Here is an 11,375-nt window from a genome sequence, read left to right on the forward strand (position 1 = left end):
TTTTGAAATTTATTTAGTTAAGAATGGGATTGCTTTTTTAAGAAATTCTTCGTGGTATTGAAATATGCCACCATGCCCGGAGTTAGGATAAATGATTACAGGTTCGGCATTAGGGAAACGTTTTGCTAAATCATAAGAAAGCGGTGTAGGCACCATTCTATCATTATCACCATTGGCTACCAACACAGGATGTTTGAATACACTCAAATCGGCAGGAGCATCATGTCCCCATGTTTCAATAGCTTTCAGTTGCTTTTTCAAAACACTTAGCTTTACTTTTTTATCACGGTTTTCTGTTCTTTCTTTTAATCGTTTCAGAAAATCACGGGCAGCATCTTTGCCAACTTTATTTTGAGTAAAGAATAAATAAAATTTGGGGTCCCTAAATGTGAACAGCCCTTTAAAAATATCTTTATACGTTAAGCCAACCACAGCACTAACACCTTCTCCGCCTCTTGGACCTGTTCCTGCCAATATCATTTTACGAACCAAAGCTGGCTCTACTAAAAGTAATTCCTGCGTAATAAAACCACCCATGGAAAAAGCTACAATATCTACTTGTTTGTAACCCAGGGCATGAATAAAGGCAATAGCATCTTTTGCCATATCAGCAATACTTGTTCCCTGTTCGCCTGTAGTTGCACCTACGCCTCTGTAATCAAAAAGAAATTATTTTACGGTGTTCTGCAATGGTATCCATAATTCCTGGATCGCAATTATCAAGGTTTGCGGTAAGGTGATTAAAATAGATAACTGGTATATCACCTTCTTTACCATAAGAACGGTAGGCGAATTTTGTTCCTTTAGCTTCCACAAATTTTGTGGGAACTGTAGCGTAAGTATAGTTTACGCTTTGTGCATTTGATGTTGCCATTGTTGTATTATTTTGTGAAAATATTTTGCTAACAAAACCGATTGTTAGCATTAATGCTATCGAATACTGTTTCATTTAACAATTGTATTGTTTATGAAACCATTGATGTAAGTAGTCGTCAATTCTGGATATTGATGTTGAGGAGCATGACCTGTATTTGGCATAATAATATGCTGCAAGGTTGGAGCATTTCTTAATAATGGAAACCAGTTTTCTACTGCAAATGAAATATCATTATCACCTGAGATTACTAATACAGGTGTTTTCAAAGTTTTGTATGCTTCTCTAAAATTGTCTTTATCTTCAGCTACCTGCTGTGTTGGTGCAAAAAAGCGTTGGAATAACTCTTGCGTAGCTGGTATTTTTGACAGGTCAAATCTTTGAGAAATTCTTATCGCTGAGGCTTGTGCAGCAGCTCTGCTTACTTCAGATTTTGGTTCATAATTAAGAATAACCATATCTTCAAAATCATGAACAGGTTTTAATACTCTTTCCAAAAACAAAGGCGAAAGTTGTATTTCATTTTTACCCACAGGGTTACTGCCGATTATTAAAGTACCTAATACTCTGGAAGGATACAAAAATGTAGCATATTGAGCTACCAATCCTCCATAAGACCAGCCACCCACAAAGTATTTATCAAAGTTGAGGTAATCGGCAACTTTTGTAACTTCTGCTGCTACCTGGTGCAAATCAAGTGGCAATTCACCATCTGAATAGCCAACACCTGAATAGTCAAAAGTAACTACAGTATTTTTTTCGGCTAATAAATCTAAGAATAGAGGATCCCATGTATCAAGAGTACCTCTAAAACGATTGGCTAAAATTAACGGTGTGCCGCTGCCAATTTTGCGATAAGCAATTTGTTTGTTGTCAATAACTGTGTATTGAGTTTCTGTTGTTACTGCGTTGTTTATCATTTTTAATTTTTTTAGTTTTTAATTACTTATTGAATTGCATTTGTTGATTTAGAATAATAGATGCTTGAAATGATAAGCAATACCAGGAAAATGAGAGGCATTGTGATATTTTTTGCCGGGTCGTTTGCCAAATAATGTGCAAGTGCTGCTGAAATAAAAGTTATTCCAAAGCCTGCATAAGCCCATGCTTTTATTTTACCTGAGAAAACAGGAACAAGCAAAACGATAACTCCCGTTATTTTAGCTACTGCAAGTTCTACTCTGAAAAAGCCGGGAAAGCCTAAGTGTTTAAATGCTTCAGCCATTTTAGGGTCAGTAAAATATAAATACGCATTCATTAGCATTGCGGCACCCATTAAACCAGTTATTGACCAATAAATTATTTTATTACTTTTCATTTTTTGAAATTTAGTTTTTATATTTGCTTGCAATTTGCAAGTGCAAACATACGACATCACTTGCAAATTGCAAGTGTTTTTTAAAAATAATTTTATGCCTAAGAATAATAGAAGGTCAGATTGCCCTGTAAGTTGCTCCCTTGACGTGTGGGGAGACAAGTGGTCGCTGTTGATTATCAGAGATTTAATGAATGCAAAACAATGCACCTATGGCGACTTTTTAAAGTCAGCCGAAGGAATTGCAACCAACATTTTAGCTTCCCGGTTGCTGACATTGGAAGAAAATGGAGTGATTGAAAAATTGAGTCACCCGGACAGCAAGGCAAAAGTTTTGTATAAACTCACCTTAAAAGGAATTGATTTGCTACCCTTAATGATTGAAATTGGAATATGGTCGGAAAAATATTACGACATCAACAAGGACAGAAAAGCGGAACTCAAAGAAGTAAAGAAGAACAAGGAGGAATACATTAAAGCAAAAATCAAAGAATTAAGAAGTTGATAAATTTTTTTGCCGTTGTTGGTATCTGCAAAAAGAAGCACTGCGCCGCCTGCTATCGGGATCACCAACGGCATGAGCACAGGTAATTAAATTCAACCCTCACTAAAATCAACATCATCAATGAATTTTTCAGTATCAAAATCAATTGCACGCATATAAACAATTATTCCACGGCTCCTTTCCTTACGAACCAAACAAACCAATCAACCTCTTTTCTAAAGTCTTTATCTTAGCCTGGTGTCAACTACAATCCGCAGACAATTAACTTTATTTGTTGAAGCAGCAGGTGCTGAAACCATTGAGCAGGTGCGTACAAAATTCAACCCTGTACAAAGCGGCCTCATCAGCTGTCATGTTACTTTATGCAGGGAAGATGAACTGGAAGACCTGCAGCTGATTATCAGCAATATCAATAATAAAAAGCCTTCTGCTATAACCATTCATTTTGCAAAGCCCATCCGCTTTGCAGAAGGCAAAGGAGTTTTGCTCCCCGGCATTAGTGATAACATTGCTTTTCACAACCTGCGTAAACTTGTATTACAGGGAGTACATATTCATCTCCGTAAGCACGAACCGCATATCACTTTACTGCATCCACGAAATTCAACCTGCACAGATGAAGTGTTCAATGAAACAGAACAACTGATTTTTCCTTCAGCGATAACATTCAAAAAAATATCTCTTATTGAACAGGCAGATGTAAACAGTAAATGGGAACTTGTGCAGGAATTTTCTTTGCAGCGGTTGGGGGGGGCGGGGAAAAAAGGAGGGGTTTATTTAATTTTTCTCCGCCGCCTCCTGGGGGGCGTCTCAAAAAATTTTGGGAAAAAAACGGCGCGACCTTAGGCTGTCCTTCCCTTCAGAAAAAAAACTACAAAAAAAATTAAGAAAAAAAAACTGCCGCCCTACCGCCTCTTCGACCTCCTTCTTCTAAAAGAGCACCAAAACTGGCCACCGCCCCCCCGGTGCCCCCGTGCCCGGGGGTTGGCGCTGGCCGGCCCCCTCCACCACGCGAACCCCGGGACCCACATCGGCCGCCCCCGGCGCCGGGGCACGGAAAAAAAGCAGGGAACCGGCCCCCGCGGGGGAAGGGGCACTTGTTTTAGGGAGGGGGCTGGGCTGGGGGGGAGGGTGTTGCGGGCGCAAGGAAAAGAAGGTGGGAGGGGGGAGGGGGGGGGTTTGGGTTGCCGGGGGGGGCGGGGCGGGGGGGGTTTTGTGCTGTCGAAACGCGGGAACCCTCTACCCAGCCTTACAGGGACTCTCTGCCACAACCCCAAAGCGCCATTAAACGATGCGGCAGCCCCAGCAGGCCACCAGGGCCGTGGCCGGAGGGGTGGTTGGCGGTGATTTTGGTTCCAAAACCGCCCCCCGGGCCTGGTCCTCGGCCTGGGGCGGGGGGGACCCCGGGGGGGGGCGGGGGGAAATTCATGTATGAAAAAAGATGCTCAATCTCTGTTTACTCCTAACCTTCCAGTTTGGCTATTTAGAATGGGGCAAGGGCTATCACACATTTATTTTCCAGGCGGAGGCGGAGATCATTTCAAAAGCAATGAGCAATGCAGCATCAGCAGTGCATCCGCTGATTGTTATTCCTCTTGCAGGATTGCTTATTCTGCTGTACACCATTTTTCAAAAAACACCTTCACGGTTTTTAAGCCTCAGTGGTTTGGCCTGTTTAAGTGTGCTGATGCTGCTGTTATTATTTATCGGTGTTACTGCAGGTAAGTGGAAAATACTTGCATCCACCATTCCTTTTTTTGTGGCAGCTTTTTTTGTGTTGCGTACCAACTGGAAACGGACAGCTGGGGTTTGACAGAAAAGCAGCTGTACTTCTCACTTTCTTCCATTGTTTAAAAACTGAAAGGAGTAAGCTCCCAACCCGTCTATTTCTGTATTTTTGCCCCTCAATTTTAACTATGAGTACTGTAAAGGTTGGAATGGTGCAGATGAGCTGCACCGCAAATAAAGAAGAGAACCTGCAAAAGGCTATTGCAAAGACAAGAGAAGCTGCAGCCAAGGGTGCACAGATCGTTTGTTTGCAAGAGCTGTTTACCTCCCTCTATTTTTGCGATGAAGAAAACTATGATCATTTCCTGCTGGCAGAAGCCATCCCCGGCCCTTCAACTGAAGTGTTGAGTGCAGTTGCTAAAGAATTAGGTGTGGTGATCATTGCTTCCCTGTTTGAAAAACGTACACAGGGTTTGTATCATAACACAACAGCAGTACTCGATGCTGACGGAACTTATTTAGGTAAGTATCGGAAAATGCATATCCCAGACGATCCTGCTTACTACGAAAAATTTTATTTCACGCCCGGCGACCTGGGCTATAAAATATTCAAGACAAAATTCGCCAGCATTGGTGTACTCATTTGCTGGGATCAGTGGTATCCGGAAGCAGCACGTATCACTGCATTAATGGGTGCAGAAATTTTATTCTATCCAACAGCTATTGGCTGGGCCACTTCACAGGATGAAGCAACCAATACCGAACAATACAATGCATGGCAAACCATTCAACGCAGTCATTCCGTTGCTAACGGTGTGCATGTGGTAAGTGTGAACCGTGTTGGACTCGAGCAGAATGGAGCCATGAAATTCTGGGGCGGTTCGTTTATCAGCAATCCGTTTGGTTCACTGTTATACAAAGCATCGCATGATGCAGAAGAAGTGCATGTGCAGGAACTCGATCTGAAAAAAACAGATCAGTACAGAACACACTGGCCGTTTTTAAGAGACCGGAGAATAGATTCGTATCAGCCGATTACAAAGAGGTTTATTGATGAAGAATAAGTCTGAACCGGGATTTATAAGATTTTGCGGATTAACAGGATAGAAAACCCGGATAATTTTATTCCACTGATTATTTCAAACAGATTTTTTTTAGAATTCACAACCTGTGCCATCGGCACATTTCATTGGTAACAGAAACAGAAAAGATGAGTTGCGTTCTGTAGGAACGCCTGATAATAACGATAAAAACTGATTCATGATCGATACAACTGCAACACCAAAGTCATTAGGCTATACATTCCCTGCAGAATTTGCATTGCACGAAGCAACATGGTTGAGCTGGCCTCACAAAGAAGCAAGCTGGCCGGGAAAGATCAACACAATATTTCCTTACTACGCACAATTCATTAAAGAATTAACAAAAGGCGAATCTGTTCGTATTAACATAGCAGATGATACGATGAAAGCATTTGCAGTTGGTCATTTACAAACAGCTGGTGTTGATTTGAGTAAGGTTGAGTTTTTCTTTCACCCAACTAACGATGCATGGTGCAGGGATCATGGACCTGCATTTTTGATTAACCCCAATGCAGCACAAAAGAAAGTAATTGTCGACTGGGGTTATAATGCATGGGGAGGAAAATATCCTCCGTTTGATTTAGATGATGTGATTCCAACATTGATTGGCAAACATTATAACATTCCCGTTTTCAATCCGGGCATCGTAATGGAAGGTGGTTCAGTTGAATTCAATGGCAAGGGAGCATTGATGACATCCACTGCATGTTTGTTAAATCCAAACCGTAATCCGCATCTCAATCAGCAGCAGATTGAAGAATACCTCAGCAATTATTATGGTGTTGATCAGGTACTCTGGATTGATGAAGGAATTGTTGGTGATGATACTGACGGACATATTGATGATACGGTTCGTTTTGTAAATGAGGATACAGTGATAACTGTTATTGAAGAAAATAAGAATGATGAGAATTATGATTTGCTTCAGCATAATTTAAAACAGCTGCAGCAAATGCGTTTGCTCAACGGCAAGCAGCTGAACATTATTGAACTACCTATGCCCGATGAACTGGTATATGAAGAGCAGCGCCTCCCCTGCTCGTATGCCAATTTTTATATCGCTAACAAATCAGTGATTGTTCCAACATTCCGCAGTGCAAAAGATGAAATGGCATTGCAGATCATTCAGCAATGTTTCCCAACAAGGGAAGTAGTTGGCATTGATTCAACAGAAATCATCTGGGGACTGGGAAGTTTTCATTGTCTCAGTCAGCAGGAACCTTTGGTGAGAAGAAAAACCTCCTGTAAAAACAGGAGGTTAATCGATAGCCTGCCCTAAGCAGGCTTGCCACTTATAAAAAAGGGAACTTTAAATTCAACGTTTAAGAAGCATTTCATTCATCTCCATCCAAACTGTTGGCAGTTTTACGTCTGCTTTCCATGTCTGAATTTCGATTCCTTTTTTGCATCAGGAACTGTGACAACTATAATTTCACATGCTTATCTACTATTGTAATTCAGTTGTCAGTTTGTCCACAGATGCCTGCTGCTTCATTTTTCAACAAAACAGATTATAAATACTAACAGTATTACCTGTTACATTTAGAAGCTGAAAATTGCCGCTACACTGAAAGAACCTGCACTTTTTGAAGTTGGATTTACAGTATCCTCATTCTTAAAGAACATTGGATCTTTCGCAGCATCCACTCTGAATTCAGGTACAATCATGATTCCTTTTACAGGTTTGATGTTCAACGAGAGTGTAGCATCAAACAGTGATGTTCCGAAACCGGCTACTCCATCATCATCAGAAAAATATTCACCTCTTACACAAAAACCAAATTTTTCAGCCGGGCTTACGTTAATGTATAAAGCTGAACCGTACCATGATGCAGAAGAACCTGCAGATGGTTTAACAGCTTTCACAGTTCCATCATAACCAAGGCTGAATTTATCACTGGCAGTGTAGAGAGCGGTTAATCCAAACTGGTTAATGGAGTTATCACCCATGTCTTTACCGCCTACATAGTTTAAGTAGCCGCTGAATTTATCACCTACTTTACTGATCTGTGCAATTACACTCTTTTTTCCAAATGGAGCAGAGATATAATCTGTAGGATTTGAAATTCCCACCATACCTGCAAAACCACCACCAAAAGTGAAATCAGCTTTTAAACCAGTGTGAGAGAAAGGTCCGTAAGAGAACATATAACTCATACTGTAGTTTTTGTTCAGTTGCGGATCAAGTAATTCGTACCCAACATGTGTGGCCCATTTACCTGCTGTAAACTTCACTTTATCAGAAGGTGCATATGTTACATAAGCCTGTTTAACAGCTGCTAAAATTCCTGATTCATTATAAGAGAATTCAGCAGCCCTTGTTCCAAAACCAAGATCAGCTACAGCTCCAACTTTTCCTTTGCTGTAATCAAATTTCAGTGAAGCCATACCCAGTTCAAATGAATTCTGTGAATTGGTAAAACTGGTTTTATTATTGATCCGTCCTGAGTCTTTGGCGTTCTGGAAATTGAAACGGTAGTACACGTCAACCGAACCTGTAATATTTAATGTGCCTGCTGAGGCAGAATCCTGCGCTTTGAGAGTTATTGTTGAAAAAACAGCGAGGATGGAGATAGCAGATACGAGAACTTTTCTTAGCATTGTATTATAATTTTAAGTGTTAACAAGGGTACAGCAGATGAGTTGCGTCAACAACCCATCATTATGCTGTACCTTTTTTAATTAGTTAATAATTCAGGAAATTAATCAGGGTAAAATCAGATACCCGCTTCTTCTTCTTCCATCTTTCCGTTCTTGGCAACAAGCAATGTACCCTGCATGTATTTTTCATCATGCTGAGAAGCATCCAGGCCAAGTTCTTCTTCTTCTTCAGTAACACGCATTGGAAGAATGAAGTTGATGAACTTGAAAATGAGGAAAGAAGCGGTAAAGCTGAACGCTACAACAATAGCGAGTGCTTTCACCTGTGTAAAAAAGAAATCGAAATTGCCGTAGAATAAACCATCATTACCGGCAGTGTTGATTGCTTTGGTAGCAAAAACACCGGTCATGAGCATACCTACCATACCACCAATACCATGACAGGGGAATACATCGAGTGTATCATCGAGTCTTGATTTTTGTTTGTAGTAAACAGCAATATTAGAAATGATAGCAGCTACTGCACCAATGAATATACTTTGAGGAATGGCTACAAAACCTGCGGCAGGTGTAATAGCAACTAAACCTACAACCGCACCGATACAGAAACCGAGTACAGAAGGTTTTTTTCCACGTAATACATCAAAGAACATCCAGCTTAAACCAGCAGCAGCAGCAGCTGTATTTGTAGTAGCAAACGCAGAAACAGCCAGTGCATTTGATCCAAGAGCAGAACCTGCGTTGAAACCAAACCATCCAAACCAGAGTAAACCGGTACCGATCAGAACGTATGGAACGTTTGCTGGTGGAATTTCTCTGTTTTCAATATGAACTTTACGGCGTTTTAAAACCAGTGCACCAGCTAAGGCAGCACAACCTGCAGAAATATGTACAACTGTACCACCTGCAAAATCCAATGCTCCCATTTTAAACAGGAATCCATCAGGATGCCAGCTCCAATGCGCCAAAGGTGCATACACCAGTAAGCTGAACAACACAGTAAATAAAATGTAAGAAGTAAAACGGATCCTTTCCGCAACGGCTCCTACAACCAGGCCGGGAGTAATTACGGCAAACATCATTTGAAACAACGCAAACAATGCCAGCGGGATTGATGGAGCTAAACTCCAGGGAGCACCGGAAGTAACATTCTTAAAAAACAGGAATGTTGTAGGATTACCGATTACGCCGCCAATTGAATCACCAAAGGCCAGGCTGAATCCTACTACAACCCACAGCACACCAACAACGCCTGCTGCAACGACGCTTTTAATCATGGTGGAGATCACATTCTTGCGATGTACCATCCCGCCATAAAAGAAGGCCAGTCCCGGAGTCATTAAAAATACCAATGCAGTTGCGACAATGATCCATGCAATGTCGGCTGCATTATAAGCTCCGGCTTTATCCTCAAAATTGGGAAGTGCCGGAATAAACAAAGCTGCGATAGCAACGGCCGCCAAAAAAAGGAATGGGGCAATTTGTCTTGGGGTTACTTTTTTAATCATGGTTTGATCGATTTTTAAGAGTTACATTAATTATTTATATAATTAATTAAGATTTAACTAAAATAAAACAAATATCAATTCAACACTTTCTATTAATTAACATGTTATATTTATTAATATGATTGAAAATAATGCAAAAAAAAGACCTAAAGTATTGAAATCATATACTTTAGGTCTAACAAACCCATTTGGGCATAATAAAACTGATAATAATCAGTCGTAAAAATCTACACGATTAGTAGGGCAGCTTGCTGATCTTTTGTTTCGAGTAATGAAGAACCCACTAAAAACTCATCCACTTTACGGGCACATTCCCGTCATTCACTGATAGCCCATACAACCAATGATTGCCCACGGCGCATATCACCGGCAGTAAATACTTTGTTAATGCTTGTATGAAATTCTTTCTCTGTTGCTTTTACGTTCCTGCGCTCATCCAGTTCAACACCCAGTTGCTCCAGCATACCTGTGTATTGAGGATTAACAAAACCCATTGCCAGCAAAGCAAGTTCGCATGGAATAACCCGCTCACTTCCTTCACGTTCAACAAATGATGAAGGACGGCCATCCTCGCTGCTCTTCCATTCCAGATCAACAATCTTAATCGCTTTCAGGTTACCATTTTCATCCCCAATAAATTCCTTTGTTGCAATGGCCCACTGCCGAACAGCACCTTCTTCATGTGAAGAGGATGTTTTTAATGTCATGGGATAAGTTGGCCAGGGCATAAAAGCAGTTCTGTCTGTTGGAGGCATGGGCATTAACTCAAACTGAGTTACCGTTTTTGCTTTATGACGGTTGCTTGTTCCCACACAATCACTGCCCGTATCACCACCACCAATTACAACTACATTTTTACCTGTTGCAAAAATATCTTCTGTGTAAATATTGCTTTCTATGGCTGCATTTGCCAATGGATCGAGTTTAGCATTACGCTTATTCTGCTGCTTCAGAAATTGCATTGCAAAATGAACACCTTTCAACTCTCTGCCGGGAACAGGTAAATCTCTCGGAACAGTTGAACCGCCTGCCAAAACAATTGCATGGTATTCTCTCAGCAGATCGTTGACACTTATATTCACACCAACATTGGCATTACATTTAAACGTAATGCCTTCTTCTTCCATCAGTTTTACCCTGCGGTCGATCACCCATTTCTCTAATTTGAAATCAGGAATACCATAACGCAATAATCCACCAACCTGGTCATCTCTTTCAAAAACAGTTACTGTATGACCTGCATAGTTCAATTGTGCAGCTGCTGCTAATCCTGCCGGACCACTTCCAACAACTGCTACTTTTTTTCCTGTACGTTTATTGATCTTTCTTGCCTGCACAAATCCTTTATCAAACGCAATTTCAATAATATGCTTTTCAATTTCTTCAATTGCAATTGCCGGTTGATTGATGCCTAATACACAGGCCTGTTCACATGGAGCAGGGCAAATCCGCCCGGTAAATTCAGGAAAGTTATTTGTTGAACTGAGAATGTTATACGATTCTTTCCATTCCTTACGATATACTGCATCATTAAATTCAGGAATTACATTTCCTAAAGGACATCCGCTATGACAAAACGGCACTCCGCAATTCATGCAGCGTCCGCTCTGTTCATTGAGCTTTTCGTCGGGATAGCGATTTATAAACTCGTTGTAATCATTCACCCGCTCTTCTGCTTTTCGTTTAGCAGGGAGCTCTCTTGTAAATTCTAAAAAACCGGTTGGCTTACCCATGAGAAACTGTTTATCGTTTCGTAGTTAAT

Annotated in this window: 9 protein-coding genes and 2 pseudogenes; 5 read left to right on the forward strand and 6 right to left on the reverse strand. The window is 40.9% G+C overall.

Annotated features, from left to right (window positions below; genetic code table 11):
• Positions 1 to 9 precede the first annotated feature (9 nt).
• From IPK31_01460 to IPK31_01470, 3 genes and pseudogenes are all read right to left on the reverse strand, one after another.
• Positions 10 to 874 (reverse strand): annotated as a pseudogene (locus tag IPK31_01460) (alpha/beta hydrolase).
• 71 nt (positions 875 to 945) lie between these two features.
• On the reverse strand, positions 946 to 1,794 hold the full coding sequence (locus tag IPK31_01465) for an alpha/beta hydrolase (protein MBK8086741.1): 849 nt from the start codon (positions 1,792 to 1,794) through the stop codon (positions 946 to 948).
• A gap of 26 nt (positions 1,795 to 1,820) precedes the next feature.
• Entirely contained in the window at positions 1,821 to 2,192 is a 372-nt protein-coding gene (locus IPK31_01470; GenBank protein MBK8086742.1) for a DoxX family protein, read from the reverse strand.
• Positions 2,193 to 2,286: 94 nt separating this feature from the next.
• Between IPK31_01470 and IPK31_01475 the strand changes: the two genes are divergently transcribed.
• The 5 genes from IPK31_01475 (at position 2,287) to IPK31_01495 (ending at position 6,783) form a co-directional block, all read left to right on the forward strand.
• Entirely contained in the window at positions 2,287 to 2,694 is a 408-nt protein-coding gene (locus tag IPK31_01475; GenBank protein MBK8086743.1) for a helix-turn-helix transcriptional regulator, read from the forward strand.
• Positions 2,695 to 2,931: 237 nt separating this feature from the next.
• On the forward strand, positions 2,932 to 3,540 hold the full coding sequence (locus IPK31_01480) for a 2'-5' RNA ligase family protein (GenBank protein MBK8086744.1): 609 nt from the start codon (positions 2,932 to 2,934) through the stop codon (positions 3,538 to 3,540).
• 595 nt (positions 3,541 to 4,135) lie between these two features.
• Positions 4,136 to 4,507, forward strand: coding sequence for a hypothetical protein (locus IPK31_01485; protein MBK8086745.1), 372 nt, complete (start codon positions 4,136 to 4,138; stop codon positions 4,505 to 4,507).
• A 103-nt stretch (positions 4,508 to 4,610) separates the two neighbouring features.
• A complete protein-coding gene (locus IPK31_01490) occupies positions 4,611 to 5,486 on the forward strand; it encodes a carbon-nitrogen hydrolase (GenBank protein ID MBK8086746.1) in 876 nt (291 codons plus the stop codon).
• Positions 5,487 to 5,682: 196 nt separating this feature from the next.
• Complete coding sequence (locus IPK31_01495) at positions 5,683 to 6,783, forward strand: agmatine deiminase family protein (protein ID MBK8086747.1); 1,101 nt, start codon at positions 5,683 to 5,685, stop codon at positions 6,781 to 6,783.
• A 263-nt stretch (positions 6,784 to 7,046) separates the two neighbouring features.
• On the opposite strand, the gene IPK31_01500 is transcribed toward IPK31_01495, so the two are convergent.
• The 3 genes and pseudogenes from IPK31_01500 to IPK31_01510 form a co-directional block, all read right to left on the reverse strand.
• Positions 7,047 to 8,105 (reverse strand): porin, encoded by a 1,059-nt coding sequence (locus IPK31_01500; protein ID MBK8086748.1) that lies wholly within the window; start codon positions 8,103 to 8,105, stop codon positions 7,047 to 7,049.
• 116 nt (positions 8,106 to 8,221) lie between these two features.
• Positions 8,222 to 9,613 (reverse strand): ammonium transporter, encoded by a 1,392-nt coding sequence (locus tag IPK31_01505; protein ID MBK8086749.1) that lies wholly within the window; start codon positions 9,611 to 9,613, stop codon positions 8,222 to 8,224.
• Positions 9,614 to 9,840: 227 nt separating this feature from the next.
• A pseudogene (locus tag IPK31_01510) lies at positions 9,841 to 11,346 on the reverse strand (glutamate synthase subunit beta).
• Positions 11,347 to 11,375: the final 29 nt, after the last annotated feature.

The organism is Chitinophagaceae bacterium (genome assembly GCA_016713085.1).
Lineage (GTDB): Bacteria > Bacteroidota > Bacteroidia > Chitinophagales > Chitinophagaceae > Lacibacter.

Bases quoted from the DNA above. Each gene is read 5' to 3' on its own strand.
- IPK31_01465 (MBK8086741.1), bottom strand. From the start codon at position 1,794: ATGATAAACAACGCAGTAACAACAGAAACTCAATACACAGTTATTGAC.
- IPK31_01470 (MBK8086742.1), bottom strand. From the start codon at position 2,192: ATGAAAAGTAATAAAATAATTTATTGGTCAATAACTGGTTTAATGGGT.
- IPK31_01475 (MBK8086743.1), top strand. From the start codon at position 2,287: ATGCCTAAGAATAATAGAAGGTCAGATTGCCCTGTAAGTTGCTCCCTT.
- IPK31_01485 (MBK8086745.1), top strand. From the start codon at position 4,136: ATGCTCAATCTCTGTTTACTCCTAACCTTCCAGTTTGGCTATTTAGAA.
- IPK31_01490 (MBK8086746.1), top strand. From the start codon at position 4,611: ATGAGTACTGTAAAGGTTGGAATGGTGCAGATGAGCTGCACCGCAAAT.
- IPK31_01495 (MBK8086747.1), top strand. From the start codon at position 5,683: ATGATCGATACAACTGCAACACCAAAGTCATTAGGCTATACATTCCCT.
- IPK31_01500 (MBK8086748.1), bottom strand. From the start codon at position 8,105: ATGCTAAGAAAAGTTCTCGTATCTGCTATCTCCATCCTCGCTGTTTTT.
- IPK31_01505 (MBK8086749.1), bottom strand. From the start codon at position 9,613: ATGATTAAAAAAGTAACCCCAAGACAAATTGCCCCATTCCTTTTTTTG.